We start from the raw sequence: 23741 nt of genomic DNA on the forward strand, positions 1-23741 counted from the left end.
TCTTTTTAGTAATGGTTACCGACTTTCCGATGATGGACAGCCGTTAATGCTTCTGGTTTGGATACTCTTCCTTCGTAGATGTGGCTATATACCGCCCAGTGGTCACCGCAGTCCATCCTACTCACAACTTCACACTCCATGTAGGCTAAAGCGTCGGCGAGGATGGGTGCGCCGTTTTGGGCAGGCTGAGTTCTCACACCTGCAAAGCGGTCAGCACCTGGGGCGAACCGTTTTAAGAAGTGCCTCATGAGTTTTTGGTAATTACCTTCCTCTAAGACATTGAGGACAAAGCGATCGCCTACTTGCATAAGTGATTCAATCGCCCGGTCTTTAGCGACTGCAATGGATAATCCCAGGGGTTTGAAGCTGGCTTGCGCAACCCAGGAAGCTAACATGGCGCTGGATATGTTGCCTTTTTTGGCAGTAATTATATATAGTCCGCCACTGATTCTACCTAGTGCTTTATCTAGGTCTGTATCCAGGGATTTCATAGCTTTGATGCTGCGATCGCGTGTTACCCACTGTCCCAAGTCTGTACCCGCCTCTTCACACAGTTGGTAAGTGTTTTCGGTGGGGGTATCCTTAATGCGAATTGGCGGGAAAACTGTTGTTAATCCCAAGTTACGGAATTTATTTAGTAAAGGATCTACAGGTTCATCGTCTCCGCCGCCGGTTTCAAATATGCCTATGGCTTGTTTTTCTTTCGCAGAGCCTAAAATGGTACTGAGTGCTGCTTGGATATTGGCATTGCTTCCCGCGTTTGGTGTACCCACTACTATTCCTGTACACCGTCCAACTAATTCCCTCAGTTCCTGTAAATCTACCCCTGACCCCAAATCTACGACTTCCACCGCCACATCGGTTTTACTAATACCCTTGGTAATGGCTTGGACAAGGCGATCGCCGTAACCATATTCAGAGACGTAAAATATCCCCACTGCTGTTTCCGCTTTGCTTTGGTTTTGGCTCCAAGTACGGTAGCGCCCTATGAGTTCGGCCACATTGTGAGATAATAACGGCCCGTGACCAGTGCCAATCATATCAATGGTTTTTAGTTCCGCCATGCGTTTGAGGGCAGATAGCACTGAGCGCGCATTAGGCCCCATTAAGCATTCGTAGTAATATTTAAAATCTGCCTCAATGGCTGCTAAGTTGTCGTCAAAGGTGCTATCTGAGCAATAATGCAGCCCAAAAGCATCACAGGTGTAGAGAACTTTGGTTTTGTGATCGAAGCTGAATATGGTATCCGGCCAGTGTAAGTTGGGGGCAATGACAAATTCTAATTCATGACCATTGCCTAAATCTAAGCGATCGCCATTTTTGACAATTTGGCGTTTAAATGGTTGATGTACTAAGTTTTCTAGAAACTGGATTGCTACCTTAGAAGCCACAACGGTAATTTCTGGAGCCATTTGCAACAAATCTTTCACTAAGCCGCTATGATCTGGTTCCGTGTGGCTGACAATTAGATAATTAATTTCTGTGGGATTGATTAATCCCGTGAGTATATCAAAATATAACTGGCGAAACTTTTGGTGAGAAGTGTCAACCAAGGCAGTCTGCTCACCTCGGATGAGAAACGAGTTATAAGTGGTACCGTTTTGCAGACCAAACTCAATATCGAAGCGATCGCGGTCCCAGTCTAAAGAGCGGATTGCTATGGTTTCTTGAGCAATTGCCACAGTTTCTATAGTGAGACGTTTTTGAGTTGTGGATACCATAATTGTCCTCCTTGACGCAATGAGTATTTTTCCCCTATTTGTATTGTGACACGCCTTGATTGTTCAGCTTGATTGAAAAAACTATGACAGAGTTAAAAAAATTAAAAGTGTGAAACCACAGAATCTTTGGTTAGCTTTGGAAATTGGCAATTCCCGCCTACACTGGGGACTGTTCACAGGTGAAACTCTGACCCACACCTGGGACACTGAACATATTTCGGAGTCCATAATACAAAAACTAGCTCAATGTCAAACACTCGATGATGTCCCACCAGAAATTTTGCCTGGCCATGTCAGGAATAGGCAAATAGCCCCTGAGAAAACTCCCCATCCTCCTATATTCTTAGCTTCTGTCGTCCCCGATCAAACCGCAATTTGGCAAAATCACCCTCATGTGCGTGTGATCACGTTAGAGCAAATTCCTCTTTTAAATATGTATCCCACTTTGGGAATTGACCGGGCGCTGGCCTTGTGGGGGGCAGGAAAAAAATTTGGTTTTCCCATACTAGTAATTGACGCTGGAACCGCACTAACTTTTACGGGTGCGGATGCTAATGAGTCTTTGCTAGGAGGCGCAATTCTACCAGGACTGGCTTTACAGTTTACTACTTTAAGGCAAAAAACCGCACAATTACCAGATCTAGAAATAGAAATTATCTATTTACCTCCAAGGTTTGCCTTAAATACACCAGAGGCGATTCAAAGTGGGATTATTTACACTTTACTAGCTGGGATTCAAGATTTTTGCGTGTCGTGGTGGCGGCTATTTCCTGATGCTAAAATAGTCATCAAAGGAGGCGATAGACTTTTATTATTAAAATATCTGCAATTTAAATTTCCAGATATTGCAGCGCGTTTAATTGTCGAAGCAAATTTAATTTTTTGGGGAATGCTAGAAATAGTCAGATTCTTTTAATTAGGCTTTACCGAATTAGTAGTAAAAGTGGGAATTGTTGGAATTACTCTCGATAAAGTTCTGAATATATCGAATGACAATTCCGCTACAATAACCAGGCAAATCATTTCCGGCATGATCAATTATTTTCAACTCTACTTGAGGCAGCAGGCGAGTGTAAGTTTGAGTTTTAACTACTGCATCTAAAGAATCTTGACCACCTTGTAAAATGAGCACTGGAACTTTCATCAAGTGCAATCTTTTATCAACTAATTCTGCTTCAATTTCTGAATCTCGCCTTTGGAACAACATCTGACACGCTGCAGGATATTCTAACAAAGTCCGACGCCAACTAAAATTTTTGTCAATTTTTTCTTTCCAAACCGGAATTTTATTTAATCCCCGACAGAATTTTAATATCTTCAATAAGATTGGTGTACTTTTAACAAATTTTCGCATTTTCCGAAAATATCTTTCCTGTCCTTGTACAGCTACACCTTCTGGTGCTAGCAATACTAAACCATATACTTGATCTGGATACTTCAAAGCATAGCTAGCAGCAATCCAACCGCCAAGAGAATACCCTATCAAGTATACTTTTTCCAATCTCAGAGCTTGAACAAATTCGGCAATACACTCTACCTCTAAATCAATCGAGTAATGAACATTAGGGTTTTCTGACTCACCAAACCCCAATAAATCTGGTGCAAAGCAATGAAAATTATCAGATAGTGACTCAACTACTGATACCCATTGACTGCTATTGTTCCAAGCACCATGTAAGAAAATTACAGGAGTCCCTTCACCAGCTTCACGCCAAAACAAAAGCCCTTGAGTAAGTTGTCTCCGGGAGTTACGGAATAGTGTATGCACTTTAATCTAAGGTTAAATCTCTAATCAACAATACCGTTTATGCTAGTGTTGTCAAGCCGTTCAAATAATCTTCTAACTGGCGCGTGTGGTCATGAGACATTTTTCCTAGAGGTAAAGAATCAGGTTGAAAAGCCTCGATTTCCAAAGCTTCCAAAGTATCTTGAATCTCCATTTCTCCTTGAACTTCAGCTTCAACCAGAATACAAATTGAATGAATGCGAGGATCACGGTCAGGTGCTGAGTAAACTCCTACTAAACGGGTAATTTTTACCAACTCCAGTCCGGTTTCTTCTCTCAATTCTCGTTTGACTGTTTGAGGAATATCCTCTCCCCAATCCACCATACCCCCTGGTAACGCCCAGCAGCCGTCATCGCGCCTTTTAATCAGGACAATTCGACCATCTGGCAATATTGGGATGATACTAGCACCAGTAATAGGATGACGGAAAATCAGACCTAGTACCGTTTGTACTAAGCGCCATAAATTACTTCTCGACTGGGCAAATGTTGCAAAAAAAAGCAATAACATTCAATCTTAAGTTATTTATTGAGTTTGAATGGCAGAAATCAGTTTTTTCTCAAGACTTTGTACAGTATATCAATGTTCTTATTGATTGCCAAAAAAAACATTAGTGTGTATTTATACATTATTCACGTAAGTAATTGACTTTTTGGGTTAGCTATGGCTTAAATACAACTTGATCCACAATAATCAACACCTTGGCACTGGAGAAGCAGTTCTCGGTAGTATTGACATAAATAAATGAAATACGATAGACTAGTATGCTGTTAAAACTATATAATGACTAATCTAGGCCAAAGATATATCAATGACATAAGTAGCTGATGTTCCTTATGTAATGCCTAGTTGGGATTTTTTGTTGTTTATTAAATGAGGTGAACATGGCCAAGCGCCGTAACCCGAAAAAAGAAAAGGCGCTACGTAACCAGGCGTATGCCAGAAAGTTTCGTAAACGGACTACTACAGGAAGAATGCAGAGAAGGTTCCAACAAAGACCTCCTAAGAGTGAGGAAGAAGAGGGCGCAGCCGCAACTGACGCTGAGTCCTAATTCTGTTGACATCTTTTAATTATTTGAGTTTTTGGATTTTCAGGGGGTACATATTATATGTACCCCCTGATTTGTTAATTGGCATTGCGCATTGGGAATAAGCTAGACTAGAAATATCTGCCCATTGCCCACGCTATACTTCTGTTATTCACCAATTTGAGTGCGGGCTGTAGTAATTGCCTGATTTACTTGTGTAAAACCTGTGCCACCGTGGCTATTGCGTGCTGCTACGACTTGACGGGGGGAGATTGCTTGATAAATATCTGTGGCAAATGCTGGATGGAGTTGTTGCCACTCTTCTAATGTTAAATCTTTTAAGAGTTTACCGGCGGCAATAGTGGTTTTCACCACCTGACCAACAAGGTTATAGGCTTCTCGGAAAGGAACACCCCTAGCCGCCAGATAATCTGCCACATCTGTAGCGTTAGAGAAGTCTTCGCTAACGGCTGCTGCTAAACGCTGTGGACAAAATTCCAACCCAGCTTGCAACAATATTGTCATGGCTTCTAGAGACGCTTTGATGGTGTTAACGCTGTCAAATAAACCTTCTTTATCTTCTTGCAGGTCTTTATTATATGCCAGGGGTAGGCCTTTCATAATTACTAGCATTGCTTGGAGATGACCAAATACCCTGCCAGTTTTTCCGCGCACCAATTCGGGTACATCGGGGTTTTTCTTTTGGGGCATAATGCTAGAACCAGTAGCACAGCTATCTTTGAGGGTGACAAAACCAAATTCTTGCGATGACCAGAGGATAATTTCCTCAGAAAGACGGCTGAGGTGAACCATGATTAAGCTGGCCGCACAGAGAAATTCAATCACAAAGTCGCGATCGCTAACTCCGTCCAAGCTATTATCATAAATTGTGTCAAAATGCAATAGTTTAGCTGTGTAATGTCTGTCAATAGGGAAAGTCGTCCCCGCCAATGCACCACAGCCGAGGGGGGAAATATTCACCCGGCGAGCAACATCTCCTAGGCGTTCCCAGTCGCGTTGTGCCATTTGGAAATACGCCAGGAGGTGATGAGCTAAACTCACGGGTTGGGCACGTTGAAGGTGCGTATATCCAGGAATCAAAGTTTCAACGTGGTCTTCGGCTATATCTAGTAATACACGTTGAAATTCTCTTAGTTGGCTGCGGATTGCTTGAATCTGCTCCCGCAGATAAAGTCTAGTGTCGGTACCAACTTGATCATTACGCGATCGCGCCGTGTGCAGCTTTTTACCTATATCGCCGACAATTTCCGTTAGTCGGCGTTCCACAGCAAAATGCACATCCTCTGCATCAATACCCGGCTGAAATTTTCCTTGGCGGTATTCTTGGCGAATCTGTTCTAAACCAGCCACGAGTTGATCCCCCTCTACAGAGGAAATAATACCCGTATGAGCCAGCATTTTAGCATGAGCTTGAGAACCAGTCAGGTCATATTCGATTAATTCGATATCGAAACCTATACTGGCATTAAAACGAGCGATGGCTGGATGTAATGCGGATTCAAATCGTTGACTCCACGTTTGTTCTTTCGTCATAGATAATCTTTTATTTTGAATTGATTTTCTCAGCTGTTCGCAAAATTTGCCCGGCGAGCACAGCAGCACCAAAACCATTATCAATATTCACCACCCCCACACCTGCTGCACAGGAGTTGAGCATTGTCAATAGGGGGGCTAAACCGCCAAAACTGGCACCATAACCAATGCTAGTAGGAACAGCAATCACTGGACAATCTGCTAAACCTGCCACAACACTAGGCAAAGCGCCCTCCATTCCCGCCACAACAATGAGAACTGATGAGGCTTGAATCAAATGGCGATTACTAAGTAAACGGTGAATTCCCGCCACACCCACATCCCAAAGACGCTGTACACGCAAACCAGAAAGTTCTGCTGTTACAGCCGCCTCTTCAGCCACCGGTAAGTCAGCAGTCCCGGCCGAAAGAATACTAATTAAACCGCCAATCTTTGGGTCAATGATGGGGGGACTAATGGCGCAAATTCTCGCCAATTCGTAATATCGTAAATCCCTAATCTTGGGTTGCAGTGCGGTATAAACTTCTGGTTCAATGCGGGTTGCCATCACTACCGGGTTACGGTGGCGCATCACCTGCATAATTTGTACAATCTGCTCTGGAGTCTTACCAGGTCCCCAAATGACTTCAGGGAAACCAGTTCTCAGTTGGCGATGATGATCAATTTTGGCAAACTCACCCACAGATTCATACGACCAACTTTTTAGAGAGTCTAACGCTATATCTGGGGTAACTTGACCATTAGCAACCGCTTCTAAGAGCGATCGCAAACTTTCGGGTTGATTCACGGTAATTTTCAATGAGGGAATAGGAAAATTAGGAGGTCATTTTGATTTCATAAATATTCCAGAATGCGCCACCTAAAGCTGAATACTGAATATTTTCAAATTTATTTCGCACTGCTGACAATGAGTAAGGATTAACCAAATAAATAAACGGTAAATATTCTTGGCTAATCTTCTGAGTTTCCGCATAAATTTCTTTACGTTTGGCCTCGTCTAATTCCCTGGCCGCTTGAATGTAAAGTTCAGCAATTCTCGCCTCCCAAGGAGACACCTCCCAGCCTTCTATTGGCTTTTGTCCCGCCTGGGGTTTTTGATTAAACATATGTAATCCCCCTTCAGGTGACCAGACATTAGCGCCATTATTGGGTTCTAGCCCACCAGTCAAACCTAGTAAAGAAGCATCCCAATCTAGAGTATTAGCTAGCTTATCTGTGTAAGTATTCCATGCCAAGGGTGTGAAATCAACCTGGATCCCAATTTTGCCTAAATCTTGTCTAATTTGTGCCCCCATTGCTTCGCGGATTCTGTTTCCTGCATTTGTTAGTAAGGTGAAACGAACCCGATTACCTTGGTAATCTAATAGTTGACCTTGGGTATTATATTTAAAACCAGCCTTTTTGAGCAATTCTTTGGCTTTTTCAGGATTGTAATCGTAGGTTTTTAGTCCCTGTTCCGGAGACATATAAAAAGGACTCTGGATGGTAATGGGTGAGTCTTGAGTTTGACCCAAGCCGCGGAAAGTATTATTAATCATGGTTTGGCGGTCAATAGCATAAGCTACTGCTTGCCGAAATTCAACTGTATTAAACCAACGAGACTTTATCGGGTCTACCAGAGGTTTACCATCTCTTCTACCTTTGTTGAGATTAAACACAACAAAGGAGGTTCCAGTCGCTGGACCGCCGTTATAGATGGTGAAATTACCCTGTTTTTCTTGCTTTTTGAGCAAAGAAAAGTAATCTGGTGTCACTCCCACAGCATCTAAACCACCAGAACGAAATTGCAGCATTGAAGTATCTGTAGATTCGACAATTGGCCATACTATCCGTTCAATATAAGGTTGAGATTTTCCTTGTGGGCCTTTACGCCAATAATAGGGGTTACGCTGGAAAATTACACGCTGACTTGTATCATAACGCTCTAATTTGTATGGGCCATTGACGATGATTTCATCGACAGGAGTATCAACGCCCCACTTGGAGAGAAATATAGGCTTACCTTCTCGGTCTTTTGTTGTGATGGATTTTTCCAAGACATGGGCGGGTAAAATTGGGATTCCTAATGTTCCCAAAAAGGGCGCAAATGGTTCTGGAGTAGTGAATTTAACCCGCCGGGTATCAATTTTTTCTACTTTAGGTAATGCGCGGCTGTCACCTACTCTGAGAATATCTCTAGTATCTGTGGGAATTTCTTCGTTGAGGTAGATGTCGTTATAAGTGAAAACAACATCGTCTACTGTTAGTGGTTGCCCATCTGACCATTTTAAACCCTCTCTGAGGGTAAAAATAAACCCTAATTTATCATCGGTAACTGACCATGATTCTGCTAACACTGGCTCAATTTCCCCTGTGATGGGATTCTGGGTAGTTAATCCCTCGTAAGTTAAACCGAAAATATTAGGAGATTCGGAACTCAGCGCATAATTAAAGGTTTTCGGATCACTGAGAATGCTGTTGATTAATTGCGGTAATTCTGCGGATTTAGTTGGGAATTTAGATGGGTTACAGGCTATAATTGTCATAGCTGTAAAAGCCACTAAACATATGAATAACCAAAAACCTTTTATTGGTTTAGATATTTTGTTACTGAATATCATAATTTATCGTTTAGTTTTATTAAATAAATTGACTAATCAGTTTTTAGCTGATAATAAAACTATTGCATAAGCACATATACCTTCTTCGCGACCAACGGGGCCTAATTTTTCATTAGTCGTGGCTTTGATGCCGATTTGATTGGGTACTAACTCTAAAACAGAGGCTAAATTAGCACGCATTTTTTCAATATGCGGCTTTAATTTGGGACGTTCTGCTACTACTACCGAGTCAATATTACCTATTTGCCAACCTTGTTCCTTGATGAGTTGATGTACTTGAGTTAATAGAACTACACTATCAGCCCCAGCCCATTGGGGATCAGTGGGAGGAAAATAATGACCAATATCCCCCAAGGATAAGGCCCCTAACATAGCATCCATGATGGCGTGAATGAGGACATCAGCGTCACTATGCCCTAATAAACCAAATTCGTGAGGAATTGGGATTCCTCCCAGAATTAAAGGGCGATCGCTGACTAATTTGTGGATATCGTAGCCGTTGCCAATGCGAATATTCATGGTTATGATTAGTTATTTTGTCGTGATGGGTCATTGGGGAATGTCTTTTCCCCCAATTGCTGCTTCTCCTGTTGCCATTTTTGCAGCAAATCGGGACGGCGATCAGCCGTTCTTTTGAGTTGTTGCTGATATCGCCATCGAGCTATTTCCGCATGATTTCCAGATAGTAAGACATCGGGAACTTTCCAACCGCGAAAATCAGCCGGGCGAGTGTACTGGGGGTAATCTAGCAATCCCTCCTCAAAACTTTCTGCCTTCAGGGACTCGACTTTACCTACAGTACCTGGTAAAAGCCTGACTACACCATTGAGCAATGCCATAGCCGGAATTTCTCCCCCGGTGAGAATAAAATCTCCTAAAGATACCTCCCGATTGACTAAATGGAGTACCCTCTCATCTACTCCTTCGTAATGGCCGCAGATGACTACTAGCTGGTCATAATTCGTAGCCAATTCCTTCAATAGGGGTTGATTCATGGTTTGACCCTGGGGGCTCATAAAAATAATCTCTCTGCGTGGTAGACTTGGCAACGATTCCACAGCAGCAAAGATTGGTTCTGGCTTCATCAGCATCCCTACGCCACCGCCATAGGGTTCATCGTCAGCCTTATGGTGCTTATCGGTGGTAAAATCCCTGGGGTTAAGCAGATTTACTTGAGCAATCCGTTTAGCTAAGGCTTTGGCTAGCAGACCGGAACTTAAAAGTGAGGTAAAACAGTCAGGAAAAAGTGTAACTATATCAAAGCGCACAGTAATTCGTATTGGAGAACACTAATCTTAAATTTGAATGTCTAGCAAACACAATCGCTCAATGTAGGATAGAACTACAGACAAGTTTAATCAAGAGGATTTTATGAACGATCTCAGAAAATCTCTTGATTTTAGTAGGATCAAAAGTTTTTCTAATTACTTAATTTGTGTTTAAATATTGTCACAAGTACATTTAAATTAATAATCTGAGCAAGTTAACAACTTCAGTGGCTGCATAGGCCCAGCCTCAAGAAAAGCGTGTTAAAACCTGATAGACCGCAATACCAGAGGGGAAAAGGACATTTCGTCAAAGGGGGGAAACCCACCGAACACAAGTGTCATCTCCAGTCTCCCCAGCATTATTTTGCCAGTCTGGAAAAAGTGTACAGGTGAACAACAAGGCACCGGCTTTGAGGAACAGTAAACAACACATGAATATTAAGGCTTATCCTAACGGAGACGCTACGGGAACATGTGGATCAGTCCAGAAGTTAAATCGGCAAGTTACCCCGATGCTAAGTTTAGGACAAGTTTCTCCCCCAAAAAGCGAAGTGCAATCGCTTCCTTGGTGTTAGCCATTCCCCTGAGTGTCCATAGCCATACCTTGTTCTATTCACCTGAAGTTGTTGACAGGAGAAACACAATGCCGCAATTAAAAGCTAAATCGCTGGAAATGAGGACACCCCAAGCAACTAAAACCGCCGTTCTGGTTATCGGAGGCGCAGAAGATAAAGTTCATGGACGCGATATCCTCAGAACTTTTTTTGGCCGTGCTGGTGCTAGTAAGGCCTATATTACAATTATTCCATCGGCTTCTCGCGAACCAGCTATCATCGGTGGTAGATATATTCGCCTATTTGAAGAAATGGGTGCAGACAAAGTCGAGATTTTAGACATACGCGAACGCGAACAGTGTGAAACCAGCCTTGTCAAAGAGTCCTTGGAATCCTGTAGTGGTGTATTTCTCACTGGAGGCGACCAATTGCGTCTTTGTGGCGTACTCTCAGATACGCCAGCTATGGAAATTATCCGCCAACGGGTACGGGACGGACAACTGACACTGGCCGGTACTAGTGCTGGAGCCGCAGTGATGGGGCATCATATGATTGCTGGTGGTGGTAGTGGTGAAACTCCAAATCGTTCCCTGGTCGATATGGCAACGGGTTTGGGTTTTATTCCGGAGGTGATTGTTGACCAGCATTTTCACAATCGTAATCGCATGGGTCGGTTGATTAGTGCGATCGCCGCTCATCCCGACCGCCTAGGGATTGGAATTGATGAAGATACTTGTGCTGTATTTGAACGTGATGGTTGGCTACAAGTTGTCGGTAAAGGAAGTGTCACTATTGTCGATCCCACAGAAGTGAGCCACACCAACGAGCCTCATGTGGGCGCTAATGAACCTCTCACCGTGCATAATTTACGATTGCACATCCTCAGCTATGGCGATCGCTTTCACCTATATCAGCGGACTGTATTACCTGCTGTACACCGGATCGACCGCTAAAACAAGGGGGAGGAAAAATATGGCTTACGCCACGCTACCCTATCAAATTCCCAAAAAACTAGACTCCCCCAATGACCAAGTACCCTGTTTTGTTGCTAGCCCCGCTAACACTAACACAAAAACTGTTCACCATAAACAGTTTAGCGGTCAATTTCAGTAAGAAACTAGAATTTTGGTTCCGAATCTCCATCTACCTATTCCCATGAGAATCCTCAAGATCCAGACCTTACGTGGCCCAAATTACTGGAGCATTCGACGCCACAAGCTAATCGTTATGCGACTCGATTTAGAGAACCTTGCCGAGACGCCCTCGAATCAAATCCCTGGCTTTTACGAAGGATTAGTAGAGGCTCTGCCAAGTCTGGAAGGTCATTACTGCTCCCCTGGCTGTCGCGGCGGTTTTCTGATGCGGGTTAAGGAAGGCACTATGATGGGCCACATCGTGGAACACGTAGCCTTAGAACTGCAGGAATTAGCCGGAATGCATGTCGGCTTTGGGCGCACCCGCGAAACTGCCACACCTGGGATTTTCCAGGTGGTGATCGAGTATCTGAATGAGGAAGCAGGACGCTACTCGGCGAGAGCAGCTGTGCGGCTTTGCCAAAGTATCGTTGATAGAGGTCGTTATCCAAAAGCAGAACTCGATCAAGATATTTTAGACCTACAAGATTTATGGCGTGAATCCTCTTTAGGTCCTTCGACTGAAGCAATTGTCAAAGAAGCTGAAAGAAGAGGTATTCCCTGGACACAGTTGAGTGCCCGGTTTTTGATTCAATTGGGTTACGGCGTGAATCAGAAGCGGATGCAAGCAACTATGACTGGTAATACCGGAATTTTGGGAGTCGAATTAGCTTGCGATAAGGAAGCTACCAAACGCATTCTGGCAGCATCTGGAGCCCCAGTACCCAAAGGTACAGTGATCAACTTTTTTGATGATTTGGAAGAAGCCATTGAATATGTGGGTGGCTATCCTATTGTCATCAAACCATCTGATGGTAACCACGGGCGTGGAATTACCATTGATATTAGAGAGTGGGATGAAGCCGAAGCGGCTTATGAAGCAGCCCGATTAATTTCTCGCTCTATTATTGTTGAGCGCTATTACGCCGGGCGAGACCATCGGGTGCTGGTTGTAAATGGCAAAGTGGTAGCCGTAGCGGAACGGGTTCCGGCTCATGTTGTCGGCGATGGTCGGTCTACCATTGCTCAACTGATCGAGGAAACCAACCAAGACCCTAATCGTGGTGAAGGACATGATAATATCCTCACCAAGATTGAATTAGACCGTAGCAGCTACCAATTATTAGAAAGGCAAGGCTTAACCCTTAAGAGTGTACCACCTAAAGGGACAATTTGTTATTTACGGGCAACAGCTAATTTGAGTACTGGGGGAAGTGCCATAGACCGCACGGATGAAATCCACCCGGAAAATGTCTGGTTGGCTCAAAGGGTGGTGAAAATTATTGGTTTGGATATAGCCGGCTTAGATATTGTCACTACAGATATTAGCCGTCCTTTGCGCGAGGTAGATGGGGTAATTGTGGAGGTGAATGCAGCGCCAGGATTCCGGATGCATGTAGCTCCCAGTCAAGGTATACCCCGGAATGTTGCTGGGGCGGTTATGGATATGCTGTTTCCCCATGAACAGTCAGGTCGGATTCCGATTTTGAGTGTCACAGGTACTAATGGTAAAACAACCACTACTCGACTGTTGGCACATATTTATAAGCAGACAGGCAAGGTCATAGGATATACAACTACAGATGGGACGTATATCGGTGAATACTTAGTGGAGTCAGGAGATAATACTGGACCCCAAAGCGCCCATGTGATTTTGGAAGATCCCACTGTGGAGGTGGCAGTGCTGGAAACTGCTCGCGGTGGAATCCTACGCTCCGGTCTAGGTTTTGATCTGGCTAATGTCGGTGTAGTATTGAATGTATCCGCTGACCATTTGGGTATAGGTGATATAGATACCATTGAGCAGTTGGCTAATTTAAAGAGTGTAGTAGCAGAAGCCGTATTTCCTGACGGTTACGCTGTGCTAAATGCCGATGACCATCGGGTAGCAGCTATGGCCCAGAAAACTAAAGCTAATATTGCCTATTTTACTATGAATCCTGATGCTGAGTTGGTGCGTCAGCATGTACAGCAGGGGGGTGTCGCGGCGGTTTATGAGAATGGCTATCTGTCTATTGTTAAGGGCGATTGGACACACCGCATAGAAAGAGCCGAAAATATTCCCTTGACCATGGGCGGACGAGCCGGTTTTATGATTGCTAATGCTTTGGCGGCTAGTTTGGCGGCTTTTGTCCAGGATGTGACCATAGAACAGATTCGCGCCGGGTTGAAGACTTTCCGGGCCTCGGTGAGTCAAACCCCCGGAAGAATGAATTTATTTAATTTGGGTAAGTATCATGCTTTGGTAGATTACGCTCACAATCCCGCCAGTTATGAGGCTTTAGGTTCTTTTGTGCGAAATTGGACTACGGGAGAGCGCATTGGCGTTGTCGGTGGTCCAGGCGATCGCCGGGATGAAGATTTTGTCACCTTGGGGAAATTGTCGGCAGAAATTTTTGACTATATTATTGTCAAAGAAGATGATGACACCAGGGGGCGATTACGTGGGTCAGCGGCGGATTTGATTACTAACGGTATTACCCAAGTTAATCCAAATTGTCCTTATGAGTCAGTTTTGGATGAAACTACGGCAATTAATAAAGCCTTAGATATGGCTCCCGATAACAGTCTAGTAGTAATTTTACCAGAAAGTGTGAGTCGAGCCATCAAGTTAATCAAGCTGCGGGGTTTAGTAACAGAGGAGGTACAGCCACAAAATACCTCCACCACAATCATAGATACTCAAAATGGGATGACATCTTCTGTGATCAAGACTTTACCTTAGTTGGGGTTGTAGAGACGAATCTATGGCGTCTCTACTTCTAAATATTGCTGTTCTCCTATGGCTACCCCTCCTTAGCTATCACCCTGGGCGTCATCATCCTGAGAGTTCAATTCTTCCTTGAACCCCCGTAAGGTTTTACCCAATGCATTTCCCAATTCAGGAATTTTTTTAGGGCCAAAAATTACGATAGCTACAATGGCAATTATGACTACTTCCGGCCATCCTAGTCCAAACATTATGGTTATCCTTTATTCAAGTATAATTAAAGACACAACTTTAGATCATAAAATTCTCTAGTGCCAAGTTTATCTAAATAGATGAGCAATATTTGGGTTTATTTTAGAGTATCTCCCAGGTGAGACCAAGGCAGTAAAAATTTTAGAATCTTTTCTCAGTTTTACTTTGAATTTGACACTCACCAGGTTTAAAGACAGGGGCTAGAAACCAACCTTTAACAGTACTGGGAAAGCAAAAGACCCTAGACGCTCAAGACAACTATTTTTCAAATTGCAATTGGGCTGACTTTTAAATTGTTTTTGGTTTGGTAATTCTATGCTTTCTCAATGGGGATATTTAACCAATGACTTAATTCATGAGCTAGCCATTCCAGTTCCGCTTCAGATTGAATAGCACCATGATTAACACTCAGAGGGTATTTTGTCACTCCCACCCAAATTTCTAACTTTGCTGGGTGGAGAATATCACCCATAGCATCTTCGACGTATCGAGGAATATAAGCGATCTTAGTAATATTTTCCCGAGGCGCCGGGAGGAAACGATGCCATTTAAATCCGAATAATTCATCAGTAAAGGTCATTTGCTGCTCATCGAAACGCAGGCGGGTGCGTCTAAATAGAGAGTCAAATAAACAATAATACAATATGAAATAACCCATACCCCACAGCATCAATCCCTGTAAGGCAACGAAAAAATTGATGGTAAATAGCCCCCCAATTGTCCCCACGAAGCCACCAAAGAACAAAAACATACCAAACAAACCACTGAATAACATCGAAAACTTCCAACCAGCCGATGGGATGAGAATTTCCAGATGATCCCAATCCTGGGAAAGTTGAATTTTACTCCCCACAGGTTTAACCATATTTAAAGGGAGGGGGCTTTTCAAGTCCGACTCATTCAAAGCTTTCAGGGCTTCTAAAGCCGAACTTGGTCGCCGTTCTAGGGTTGGTTCAGTCATCCACCTTAACCAGCGAGTCAACCCTGGACTCAGGTGAGTTACTTGTTCAAACTGAATGCGAAAATCTTTTTGGGGTAAATCGGCAGGATGATTACCGCTGACTAAATAAATTAATGTTGCGCCTAAACTATAAAGGTCAGAAGTTGGAACAGTACGCCCCCCAAATTGCTCTGGAGGCATATAGCCATATGTTCCGACTACAGTTCTAGTCCCGGCTTCTGTATCAAGTACATTTTGCACAGAACCGAAATCTACTAGGTAAACTTGACCGACATGATGAGCGGAGCGCTCACCCAATAAAATATTGCTAGGCTTAATATCACGGTGAATCACAGGTGGATGCATCCCATGTAGGTAGATGAGAATTTCTAAAAGCTCTGTGGCTACCTGTTTGATTTCAGATTCTGTAAAAGTCCGTCCAACTTTGATGTATTGTTCTAAAGTTTGACCTGAAATATAGCTCTGTACTAGAGCAAATCCTTTAAGCTTGGGTAAATTTACTTCAAAATAGTCTAGATAACTGGGGATAGCGGGATGGGACAAAGATTTTAAAATTTTGGCTTCGCGCTCAAATAGCTTGAGATCATCCCATTCAAAGTCACTGCTAAAAGAAAGTAACTTGACGACTACTAACTCCCCTGTGGTTTTATCCCTGGCTAAGAACGTCCGTCGCCCTGATTTCTTTCCTAATAGCTGCTGGACTTCGTAGCGATCGCCTAAGATTTCGCTGATCATTATGATTGCTAATAACGCTAAGTTCTCAAGCTTTTTTGGCTTATGGCTTGTCAAATTGGGCAAGCTGATACATTTAGTATAATTGTGTTTTTCTATGCCTTCCCAACTTTGGCCTTATACTACTCCTGGTATTCCCGATGAATTATTTGAGCATTTACCGGGTATTCCCTTCAGTCAGCGAGAACTGAGACTATTATTAATTTCCCAACTGCGGCTCAAATCTGATTCAGTATTATGGGATATTGGCGCGGGAACAGGGACAATTCCTGTAGAAGCTGGACTACTATGTCCTAACGGACACATTATAGCAGTGGAACGGGATGAAGATGTAGCCAACTTAATTAAGCGCAACTGCGATCGCTTTGAAGTCAAGAATGTGCAAATAATTGAAGGTAGCGCCCCAGACTGTTTGCATCAGCTGAAGCTATCCCCTGATCGCGTCTGCATTGAGGGTGGAAAACCCATAGAGGATATTTTACCAGCCGTATGGCATTATTTGCCCGCATCAGGGAGGGTTGTGGCCACAGCTACTAATCTAGAAGGACTATATGCTATTTCTCAAAGCTTCTCACTGTTGCGAGCTAGAAATATTGAAGTTGTCCAGTCTGCTGTCAACCGTTTGGAGACGCGGGGCTTTTCTCAAACCTTTGTGGCTGTTGATCCCATCTTTATCCTGAGTGGTGAGAAACTAGACTAGTTTAGGAGGATCAAAACTGAGGCATCCAGGATAAATTAGAGCTTCTACTATGGCTTAGTCCACGCTACGCTATTAGACTTTATCTTTATACTTCATACTCATTTCTATGCCTTGGTCTCGGATTATTAGTGGAATTGTGGCGATCGCCCTGGCTCTAGCGGCTACCCTTTTAGGTGGTTGGTACTTTACTATCGCCATTGCGGTGGTGGTTCTTTTAGGTCAAGAAGAATATTTTAATTTGGTAAGAGCTAGAGGTATTTTACCGGCTGCTAAAACTACCATGTTTGTCAGCCTAGCTTTACTAGTGATTTGTAACTTTAATGAAAGTTTGGCTGATGCTGTGATGCCAATAGCAGGGACATTAATTTGTTTTTATTTATTGTTTCAACCAAAAATGGCTACAATCGCCGATATTTCCGCCTCGATTATGGGACTATTTTATGTTGGCTACTTATCAAGTTACTGGGTAAGATTGCGTAATCTTGATAGTTTAGCCTACAGCAATATGCCCTATGGCTACGCCACGCAAGCTAACGGTAGTTACTGGCCCAATATTGGCAACTTCCAGGAAGAAAGTTTAGCATCCTTACCTCCAGGCTTAACTTTAACAGTGTTGACTTTCTTTTGTATTTGGGCTGCTGACATTGGTGCGTATGTTATTGGCAAATTCTTCGGTAAAACCCGTTTGTCTGATATCAGTCCCAAAAAAACCGTTGAAGGGGCGGTATTTGGAATTATAGCCAGCGTCGCTGTAGCCTTGGTAGGAGCCTATTATCTGCACTTGCCAAAATTCCTCTTCACTGGTGTAGGATTGGGTTTACTGATTGGTATTGCTAGTCTGTTAGGTGACCTCACTGAGTCTATGCTCAAGCGTGACGCTGGCGTGAAGGATTCAGGCCAGTTGATCCCCGGTCATGGTGGTATTTTAGACCGCACTGATAGTTATATTTTTACAGCCCCGTTGGTTTACTATTTTGTGACGCTTTTATTACCATTGATTGCAAATCTCTGACCTGTGGAGAATGGGGACTGTAGGCTAAACCATTTACCCCGGATCCAGGTTTCATCTCTCCTCAAGGATTAATCTTAATCATTCCTTGGCAAATCATCTGACCAGGGATCACACTCATTTCTTGAATATCGACATCTGAGCCAAGATTCAGATTGTAACTGCGCTCATCCTTTAACAGAGATGCTTCGTTTTGCATGACTTGGATATTGTCTAGCTTCAACTCATGACCGCCAATTAAGGAGCAATTGAAATTAATTTCCAGATGCGTGGCTTCACTTGCATATGATATAATACACCTGAGGAGAATTTTATTATTATCAAGTATTATTCTTTGCCAGGAAATTGGCTTGGCTCTCAAACCAATTTCTGGTAATATTTTCAACAATAGATCATTTAAACCAGTAGAGAATAATTCAGATGAGAGCGAACTATTCAGGTCTTTCTCTTCTACCATTAATTGAACAGAAACAGGTACTATTTTTAATAGTCGTAGTGCCTGTCCCTTGAGTATTGAGGCGATATTTACCTGAATATTTTCTGCTAACAGTTGAATTTGTGTGAGATGAATACCTTGATACACTGCATTAGTCGCAAAAATAGATACCCAAGGAACACAACCAGAGAGAATTTGGCGATCGCTCGCTTTAATTTCTACATCTAACTGCGATACTTGGCTGACCTGTGATTTTAACCACAGTTTGAGGGCTGTTGTCAGTGTATGTGTGATGATCCGGATTTTAGGTGGATTTTTGCTTAGGGAATTTTTCTCGGACATGGAACAACTAGGTTGATGGGTACTCGCTCAGTAACTAAGTGAGGCGAAATTAGCCTTAAATGTAACATTTATCTCTATTCTGCACAAAATTTAAATCATATGATTATTTAAATCGAAAAGACTATACACAATAATTTCATTATGGAGGAACGGGTACAAAAGATTCTAGCTCAGTGGGGGATTGCCTCACGTCGTGAAGCTGAAGAAATGATTCGGCGATCGCGAGTGCGGATCAATGGTGTCACAGCACATTTAGGTCAAAAACTTGATCCAGAAAAAGATAAAATTGCCGTAGATGGTCAGCCAGTTTCTGCCCAACGGCGTCCACCCTTGATATATTTATTACTACACAAACCTGCGGGAGTAGTTTCTACTTGTGACGACCCCCAAGGAAGAAAAACAGTTTTGGATTTACTCGCACCCGAGTTACGCCAGGGTTCAGGTTTGCACCCAGTTGGTCGTTTAGATGCACAATCAACAGGAGCATTAATCCTGACAAATGATGGAAATCTCACATTTGGACTCACCCATCCACGTCACAGGATTCCTAAGACTTATCGGGTACTAGTAAAGGGACATCCCCCGGAAGCGGTGCTAGAAATGTGGCGTGAAGGGGTTGTCTTGGGGGGAAAAAAAACACTTCCTGCTACAGTAAATTTTATAGGAACTATTGCCAAAAATAGCCATTTAGAAATAGTTTTAAAAGAGGGGAGAAACCGACAGATTCGCCGTGTAGCTGAACAGTTGGGATATCCAGTAATTAAGCTACATCGTACTGCCATAGGTCCGATTCAATTAAAAAGGCCAAATTTGCCCTTATTACATGAGGGTAAATATCGTTCACTTAATGATGCTGAAGTTCGCTTTTTGCAAAAACAAATTAAGCATCTACCCGTTAAAGATTGAGATGAGATCAGGAATGGAACGAAAGCATGAAGTGGCTCAAAAGTAAAGATAAACCCGAAATTAGAGTTTCATTAAAACAACAACAATCGGAAAAATTGGCAGAACTGGGAGCTTACCTGTTGGCTGTCCGTCAAGAAAGAAGTTTATCACAAGAAGACATAGTAATTTTAACCAAAATTCCCCAGAAACTCTTAGATTCCATTGAACAAGGTAAATTAGATGATCTGCCAGAACCAGTTTATATTAGAGCTTTAATCAGACAATTTGCCGAAGCATTAGGCTTAAATGGAGTAGAATTGTCCAATACTTTTCCTCTGGGTTTTCCACCCGTGAGTTTAGCACCTACTGGGAAAGTTCATTTAAGTGGTCTACTACGTCCTGTTCATCTTTACTTACTTTACATACTTGTCATTGTATGCTCTGTAAGTAGCTTATCTCGCCTGCTAAATAATACTACTCTGAGCGATAGCAATCAACAGCCAAAACAAGAAACTGTGTTAAAACCACAGCACAATCAAGTAAATTCCCAAGCATCAAACCAGTTCCAAAGTGTTAGCGGTAGATTGAATCGCATCAATAACAGTGACTCACTGCATATTGGTGTGACATTAAAAGCATCATCATGGATTCGTATTATAGCTGATGGCAAAATTGAGTTTGAAGGCGTTCTCCCAGAAGGAAGTCAGCGCAGTTGGAAAGCCCAACAGCAACTAACGGTGAAAACCAATAATGCGGGTAGCGTATTAATCAGTGTCAATCAGCAAGAAGCTAAACAAATGGGAGAACCGGGGAAAGAGAGAGAAATCAAGATTGCTGCTAGACCAAAGTCCTGAGGAATAAACAGCTGTTTATTCCTCACTTCTCCTGGGGTGCGCGTCCATAAAGTTGAGTCAGATTTTTCAGACGCTCTCCTAGTTCTCTTGTTAACAATGAGGACTGGTAACGCCAACCCCAGTTACCCTCAGCAGTGCTGGGAAAGTTCATTCGCGCCTCGCTTGCTAAACCTAAAATATCCTGCAAAGGAATAATTGCTTGATTAGCGATGGAACTCAAAGCCAGTCGAATTACATCCCAGTGGACACCTTCTGGACTAATGCAACCTAAATAAAGTAATAAATTGCGCTTTTCCCAATCGTTAGCTTGATTAAACCAGCCTACAGTTGTGTCATTATCGTGAGTACCCGTATAAACTACAGCATTACGTGTATGGTTAAAAGGTAAAAAAGGATTACCGGGATCAGAACCAAAAGCAAACTGCAAAACTTTCATCCCAGGAAATTCATACTTGTCCCGTAATGCTTCTACTTCTGGGGTAATTACCCCCAAATCTTCCGCTAAAACTGGTAGTGTACCTAGTTTCGCTTTAATCGCATCAAATAACTCATCTCCTGGAGCTTTCAACCACTCTCCATTCATGGCTGTCTCTTCTCCCCTTTCCACAGCCCAGTAGGCTTCAAATCCGCGGAAATGGTCAATGCGAATCACATCTATATAATCGAGCATCGCTTCAAAGCGACCCACCCACCATTTAAAATCTTGCTTTTGTAATTCTTGCCAATTATAAACAGGATTACCCCATAATTGACCAGTTTCACTAAAGTAATCCGGTGGAACTCCCGCCATTAAAGCTGGTTCTCTGGTTTCTTCATCAAGACAAAATATCTCGGGGTGCGCCCACACATCAGCACTATCTTGGGCTACATAAATGGGAATATCGCCAATAATGTAAATGCCGCTCATATTGGCATAGGATTTAAGTTCAGACCACTGGCGGAAAAATTCAAATTGGACAAACTTATAATAGAAGATTTCCGATTTTAATTTTTCCCTAGCTTTATCTATTGCTGCTGGTTCACGCTTGACCAGTTCCGCCTCCCAAGTATGCCAACTGGTATTATTATGAGTGTCTTTGAGCGCCATAAATAAGGCGTAATCATCTAACCAATAGGCTTTGCTGTCACAAAAACCAGCAAATTCCTTTTGTTGTAAAGGTGTGGCCTTAACTTGAAAATGATTACAAGCTTTTTGTAGCAAAGCAGTCTTGAGAGACTTGACTCCCTCATAGTCTATCTGAGAGTCGTTAAATACTGGTAAATTAGCAAAGTCCTCTTCAGTTAGTAAACCTTGCTCTTGCAGCTGTTCTGGACTGATGAGCATAGGGTTTCCCGCCATGGCTGAATATGCAGCATAAGGAGAATTACCGTATCCCGTTGGTCCTAAAGGTAAAACTTGCCAATATTGCTGGTAACTCTCTCTGAGGAAATCAATAAATTTATAGGCTTCTAAGCCTAAATCTCCAATACCAAATCGGCTGGGGAAGGATGTAGGATGCAATAAAATACCACTGGATCTAGGAAAAGGCATATTTAAGTTCAAATATAACAAGAAGTTATCCCATCAAATCTATCATGACTTACAGAAACCCCGCACCCACCGTTGACATCATTATTGAATTGGTAGACCGTCCACATCGACCAATAGTATTAATTGAGCGACAGAATTTACCTTTTGGTTGGGCTATTCCCGGTGGTTTTGTTGATTATGGTGAACCTGTAGAGGTGGCGGCGCGACGAGAAGCACAGGAAGAAACGGGTTTGAAAGTCGAGTTAATTACACAATTCTTGGTATATTCTGACCCTAGTCGCGATCGCCGTCAGCATACCATCAGCATTGTGTTTTTAGCAACAGCCACGGGGGAACCAATGGCAGGTGATGATGCCAAAAATATAGGCATTTTTGAGTCTTGGCGTGTACCGAGTAATTTATGTTTTGACCATGATCGCATTCTCCGGGATTATTGGCATTATCGCCATTATGGGCTACGTCCCCAGTTGGGTTTTGATTAATTAACCACAGATGTACATAGAATAAAATGAATAAATTATTACTCTATAATGTGTTGGTAGTACTTGAGGGTGCATTATGAATGTTGAGGAATTGTTAGAGCAATATGCCGCAGGAGAACGGCAATTTCAAAACGCCAATTTTAGCGGTGTAGACTTGAGAGGGGCACAGTTAAATGATATAGATTTACACAAAACAGATTTAAGTGGAGTAGATTTAAGTGAAGCTAAATTAAAAAAAGCTAATCTCTGGGAAGCAAATCTGTCTAGGGCTGCTTTAAAATGTACAAATTTGACTCAAATTAGGGGCTATCGGCTTAATTTAAGTTGGGCTGACCTGACTGGTGTTGATTTAAGTTTTGCAAATTTGGAAGAGGCGAATCTTTCTGGCGCAAATTTCACCCAAGCTAACCTAATCCATACTAATCTGATGAAAGCATTATGGGAAAACTGCAATCTGCACAAAGCCCAACTTCGGGGAGTCCGGTTAGATAAATCTAATTTGTCAGGGGTGAATTTAGCTCAGGCGAATTTAGTTGGGGCTTCTCTAGAACAAGCAAACCTCAAGGGGGCCTGTTTGCAAGGGGCTAATTTGGAAAGAGTCTGTCTGACAGATGCAAATTTAATGCTAGCAAATTTCGATGGTGCAAATTTACAACGGGCAATTTTAACCGGAGCCAATATTTATGGGGCGAGCTTTGACAATGCTGACCTCACTGGTGCAATAATGCCTGATGGGGAAGTGTACCAACAGCCAAACACCTGTGACGGAGAAATTGGCACAGGGGAAACATTATTAGAAAACATGATATCTATGAATCGTCAAGTAATTCGTACTGATAAAGCACCGGCTCCGGTGGGACCCTATAATCAAGCCATCGCCGCTAACGGTCAAATGATCTTTGTGGCTGGACAAATTGCCATTGACCCCCGACTGGGTGATGTCATCTACACAGATGATGTTAAAAAGCAAACTGAGCAAGTTATGGCTAATCTAGAAGCTATTCTGACAGCCTCTGGTGCCACATTTGAAAGTGTGGTCAAAACTACAGTATTTTTAGCTGATATGAATGATTTTGCCGTAGTCAATGCGGTTTATGCTCAATATTTTCCTGAAGCTACAGCCCCAGCCCGTGCTTGTGTCCAGGTTTCTCGTCTACCAAAGAATGTTTTGGTAGAAATCGATTGTATTGCGGTTGTTTAGC

General features: G+C 42.8%; 23 protein-coding genes. 11 read left to right on the forward strand and 12 right to left on the reverse strand.

What is annotated here, in order from left to right; translation table 11 throughout:
* Positions 1–5: 5 nt before the first annotated feature.
* Positions 6–1721, reverse strand: a complete 1716-nt coding sequence (locus PN457_RS04985; RefSeq protein ID WP_271731730.1) for a diflavin flavoprotein — start codon at positions 1719–1721, stop codon at positions 6–8.
* Between the two features lie 109 nt (positions 1722–1830).
* On the opposite strand from PN457_RS04985, the gene PN457_RS04990 reads away from it, so the two are divergent.
* Positions 1831–2637 carry a pantothenate kinase gene (locus PN457_RS04990; RefSeq protein WP_271731731.1) on the forward strand — a complete coding sequence of 269 codons (807 nt, stop codon included), beginning with the start codon at positions 1831–1833 and terminating at the stop codon, positions 2635–2637.
* A 15-nt stretch (positions 2638–2652) separates the two neighbouring features.
* Here the strand turns inward: PN457_RS04990 and PN457_RS04995 are convergent, their stop codons facing one another.
* Together PN457_RS04995 and PN457_RS05000 are read right to left on the reverse strand one after the other, a co-directional pair.
* The gene (locus tag PN457_RS04995) at positions 2653–3489 is read right to left on the reverse strand and encodes an alpha/beta fold hydrolase (protein WP_271731732.1); all 837 of its coding nucleotides are present in this window, start codon (positions 3487–3489) and stop codon (positions 2653–2655) included.
* Positions 3490–3526: 37 nt separating this feature from the next.
* Positions 3527–4018: an NUDIX hydrolase gene (locus tag PN457_RS05000; RefSeq protein ID WP_271731733.1), complete on the reverse strand. Its 492-nt coding sequence runs from the start codon at positions 4016–4018 to the stop codon at positions 3527–3529.
* A gap of 374 nt (positions 4019–4392) precedes the next feature.
* Here PN457_RS05000 and PN457_RS05005 point away from each other — a divergent pair, with 374 nt between their 5' ends.
* Entirely contained in the window at positions 4393–4560 is a 168-nt protein-coding gene (locus tag PN457_RS05005) for a hypothetical protein (RefSeq protein WP_271731734.1), read from the forward strand.
* Positions 4561–4704: 144 nt separating this feature from the next.
* On the opposite strand, the gene argH is transcribed toward PN457_RS05005, so the two are convergent.
* Genes argH through trmD form a run of 5 tightly spaced genes read right to left on the reverse strand, consistent with a single transcriptional unit; the run spans position 4705 to position 9958 of the window.
* Entirely contained in the window at positions 4705–6090 is a 1386-nt protein-coding gene (gene argH / locus PN457_RS05010; protein ID WP_271731735.1) for an argininosuccinate lyase, read from the reverse strand.
* 10 nt (positions 6091–6100) lie between these two features.
* Entirely contained in the window at positions 6101–6877 is a 777-nt protein-coding gene (larB, locus tag PN457_RS05015; RefSeq protein ID WP_271731737.1) for a nickel pincer cofactor biosynthesis protein LarB, read from the reverse strand.
* 28 nt (positions 6878–6905) lie between these two features.
* Positions 6906–8690, reverse strand: coding sequence for an ABC transporter substrate-binding protein (locus tag PN457_RS05020; RefSeq protein WP_271731738.1), 1785 nt, complete (start codon positions 8688–8690; stop codon positions 6906–6908).
* Positions 8691–8726: 36 nt separating this feature from the next.
* Positions 8727–9209, reverse strand: a complete 483-nt coding sequence (ispF, locus tag PN457_RS05025) for a 2-C-methyl-D-erythritol 2,4-cyclodiphosphate synthase (RefSeq protein WP_271731740.1) — start codon at positions 9207–9209, stop codon at positions 8727–8729.
* Between the two features lie 8 nt (positions 9210–9217).
* Positions 9218–9958 carry a tRNA (guanosine(37)-N1)-methyltransferase TrmD gene (gene trmD, locus PN457_RS05030; RefSeq protein ID WP_271731741.1) on the reverse strand — a complete coding sequence of 247 codons (741 nt, stop codon included), beginning with the start codon at positions 9956–9958 and terminating at the stop codon, positions 9218–9220.
* Between the two features lie 643 nt (positions 9959–10601).
* Here trmD and PN457_RS05035 point away from each other — a divergent pair.
* Genes PN457_RS05035 through cphA form a run of 3 tightly spaced genes read left to right on the forward strand, consistent with a single transcriptional unit; the run spans position 10602 to position 14370 of the window.
* Positions 10602–11465 carry a cyanophycinase gene (locus tag PN457_RS05035; RefSeq protein ID WP_271731775.1) on the forward strand — a complete coding sequence of 288 codons (864 nt, stop codon included), beginning with the start codon at positions 10602–10604 and terminating at the stop codon, positions 11463–11465.
* Positions 11466–11484: 19 nt separating this feature from the next.
* Positions 11485–11625, forward strand: a complete 141-nt coding sequence (locus PN457_RS05040; RefSeq protein ID WP_271731743.1) for a hypothetical protein — start codon at positions 11485–11487, stop codon at positions 11623–11625.
* Between the two features lie 42 nt (positions 11626–11667).
* Positions 11668–14370 (forward strand): cyanophycin synthetase, encoded by a 2703-nt coding sequence (cphA, locus tag PN457_RS05045; RefSeq protein ID WP_271731777.1) that lies wholly within the window; start codon positions 11668–11670, stop codon positions 14368–14370.
* A 71-nt stretch (positions 14371–14441) separates the two neighbouring features.
* On the opposite strand, the gene tatA is transcribed toward cphA, so the two are convergent.
* Together tatA and PN457_RS05055 are read right to left on the reverse strand one after the other, a co-directional pair.
* A complete protein-coding gene (tatA, locus tag PN457_RS05050) occupies positions 14442–14606 on the reverse strand; it encodes a twin-arginine translocase TatA/TatE family subunit (protein ID WP_271731744.1) in 165 nt (54 codons plus the stop codon).
* A 314-nt stretch (positions 14607–14920) separates the two neighbouring features.
* Positions 14921–16303 (reverse strand): serine/threonine protein kinase, encoded by a 1383-nt coding sequence (locus PN457_RS05055; RefSeq protein WP_271731746.1) that lies wholly within the window; start codon positions 16301–16303, stop codon positions 14921–14923.
* A gap of 94 nt (positions 16304–16397) precedes the next feature.
* On the opposite strand from PN457_RS05055, the gene cbiT reads away from it, so the two are divergent.
* Together cbiT and PN457_RS05065 are read left to right on the forward strand one after the other, a co-directional pair.
* Positions 16398–17000, forward strand: coding sequence for a precorrin-6Y C5,15-methyltransferase subunit CbiT (gene cbiT, locus PN457_RS05060; protein WP_271731748.1), 603 nt, complete (start codon positions 16398–16400; stop codon positions 16998–17000).
* A 106-nt stretch (positions 17001–17106) separates the two neighbouring features.
* On the forward strand, positions 17107–18012 hold the full coding sequence (locus PN457_RS05065) for a phosphatidate cytidylyltransferase (protein ID WP_271731749.1): 906 nt from the start codon (positions 17107–17109) through the stop codon (positions 18010–18012).
* Positions 18013–18073: 61 nt separating this feature from the next.
* On the opposite strand, the gene PN457_RS05070 is transcribed toward PN457_RS05065, so the two are convergent.
* Positions 18074–18787, reverse strand: a complete 714-nt coding sequence (locus PN457_RS05070) for an LmeA family phospholipid-binding protein (protein ID WP_271731750.1) — start codon at positions 18785–18787, stop codon at positions 18074–18076.
* A gap of 141 nt (positions 18788–18928) precedes the next feature.
* Here PN457_RS05070 and PN457_RS05075 point away from each other — a divergent pair, with 141 nt between their 5' ends.
* Together PN457_RS05075 and PN457_RS05080 are read left to right on the forward strand one after the other, a co-directional pair.
* Complete coding sequence (locus tag PN457_RS05075; protein WP_271731751.1) at positions 18929–19693, forward strand: pseudouridine synthase; 765 nt, start codon at positions 18929–18931, stop codon at positions 19691–19693.
* A 26-nt stretch (positions 19694–19719) separates the two neighbouring features.
* On the forward strand, positions 19720–20526 hold the full coding sequence (locus PN457_RS05080) for a helix-turn-helix domain-containing protein (RefSeq protein ID WP_271731752.1): 807 nt from the start codon (positions 19720–19722) through the stop codon (positions 20524–20526).
* A gap of 22 nt (positions 20527–20548) precedes the next feature.
* Here PN457_RS05080 and malQ read toward each other — a convergent pair whose 3' ends face one another.
* The gene (gene malQ, locus PN457_RS05085) at positions 20549–22057 is read right to left on the reverse strand and encodes a 4-alpha-glucanotransferase (RefSeq protein WP_271731753.1); all 1509 of its coding nucleotides are present in this window, start codon (positions 22055–22057) and stop codon (positions 20549–20551) included.
* Between the two features lie 44 nt (positions 22058–22101).
* Here malQ and PN457_RS05090 point away from each other — a divergent pair, with 44 nt between their 5' ends.
* Together PN457_RS05090 and PN457_RS05095 are read left to right on the forward strand one after the other, a co-directional pair.
* The gene (locus tag PN457_RS05090) at positions 22102–22539 is read left to right on the forward strand and encodes an NUDIX hydrolase (protein WP_271731754.1); all 438 of its coding nucleotides are present in this window, start codon (positions 22102–22104) and stop codon (positions 22537–22539) included.
* Positions 22540–22615: 76 nt separating this feature from the next.
* The gene (locus PN457_RS05095) at positions 22616–23740 is read left to right on the forward strand and encodes a Rid family detoxifying hydrolase (protein WP_271731755.1); all 1125 of its coding nucleotides are present in this window, start codon (positions 22616–22618) and stop codon (positions 23738–23740) included.
* Position 23741 lies beyond the last annotated feature (1 nt).

Source organism: Anabaenopsis arnoldii (assembly GCF_028331025.1).
GTDB classification, from domain to species: Bacteria; Cyanobacteriota; Cyanobacteriia; order Cyanobacteriales; family Nostocaceae; genus Anabaenopsis; species Anabaenopsis arnoldii.

Excerpts from the sequence above, each read along its gene's own strand:
- PN457_RS05070 (WP_271731750.1), bottom strand. The coding sequence starts at position 18,787 with ATGTCCGAGAAAAATTCCCTAAGCAAAAATCCACCTAAAATCCGGATC.
- PN457_RS04985 (WP_271731730.1), bottom strand. The coding sequence starts at position 1,721 with ATGGTATCCACAACTCAAAAACGTCTCACTATAGAAACTGTGGCAATT.
- PN457_RS05065 (WP_271731749.1), top strand. The coding sequence starts at position 17,107 with ATGCCTTGGTCTCGGATTATTAGTGGAATTGTGGCGATCGCCCTGGCT.
- PN457_RS05090 (WP_271731754.1), top strand. The coding sequence starts at position 22,102 with ATGACTTACAGAAACCCCGCACCCACCGTTGACATCATTATTGAATTG.
- PN457_RS05005 (WP_271731734.1), top strand. The coding sequence starts at position 4,393 with ATGGCCAAGCGCCGTAACCCGAAAAAAGAAAAGGCGCTACGTAACCAG.
- cphA (WP_271731777.1), top strand. The coding sequence starts at position 11,668 with ATGAGAATCCTCAAGATCCAGACCTTACGTGGCCCAAATTACTGGAGC.
- PN457_RS05055 (WP_271731746.1), bottom strand. The coding sequence starts at position 16,303 with ATGATCAGCGAAATCTTAGGCGATCGCTACGAAGTCCAGCAGCTATTA.
- PN457_RS05000 (WP_271731733.1), bottom strand. The coding sequence starts at position 4,018 with ATGTTATTGCTTTTTTTTGCAACATTTGCCCAGTCGAGAAGTAATTTA.
- cbiT (WP_271731748.1), top strand. The coding sequence starts at position 16,398 with ATGCCTTCCCAACTTTGGCCTTATACTACTCCTGGTATTCCCGATGAA.
- PN457_RS05040 (WP_271731743.1), top strand. The coding sequence starts at position 11,485 with ATGGCTTACGCCACGCTACCCTATCAAATTCCCAAAAAACTAGACTCC.
- PN457_RS05095 (WP_271731755.1), top strand. The coding sequence starts at position 22,616 with ATGAATGTTGAGGAATTGTTAGAGCAATATGCCGCAGGAGAACGGCAA.
- malQ (WP_271731753.1), bottom strand. The coding sequence starts at position 22,057 with ATGCCTTTTCCTAGATCCAGTGGTATTTTATTGCATCCTACATCCTTC.
- ispF (WP_271731740.1), bottom strand. The coding sequence starts at position 9,209 with ATGAATATTCGCATTGGCAACGGCTACGATATCCACAAATTAGTCAGC.
- PN457_RS05080 (WP_271731752.1), top strand. The coding sequence starts at position 19,720 with ATGAAGTGGCTCAAAAGTAAAGATAAACCCGAAATTAGAGTTTCATTA.
- PN457_RS05035 (WP_271731775.1), top strand. The coding sequence starts at position 10,602 with ATGCCGCAATTAAAAGCTAAATCGCTGGAAATGAGGACACCCCAAGCA.
- PN457_RS05020 (WP_271731738.1), bottom strand. The coding sequence starts at position 8,690 with ATGATATTCAGTAACAAAATATCTAAACCAATAAAAGGTTTTTGGTTA.
- argH (WP_271731735.1), bottom strand. The coding sequence starts at position 6,090 with ATGACGAAAGAACAAACGTGGAGTCAACGATTTGAATCCGCATTACAT.
- PN457_RS05075 (WP_271731751.1), top strand. The coding sequence starts at position 18,929 with ATGGAGGAACGGGTACAAAAGATTCTAGCTCAGTGGGGGATTGCCTCA.
- tatA (WP_271731744.1), bottom strand. The coding sequence starts at position 14,606 with ATGTTTGGACTAGGATGGCCGGAAGTAGTCATAATTGCCATTGTAGCT.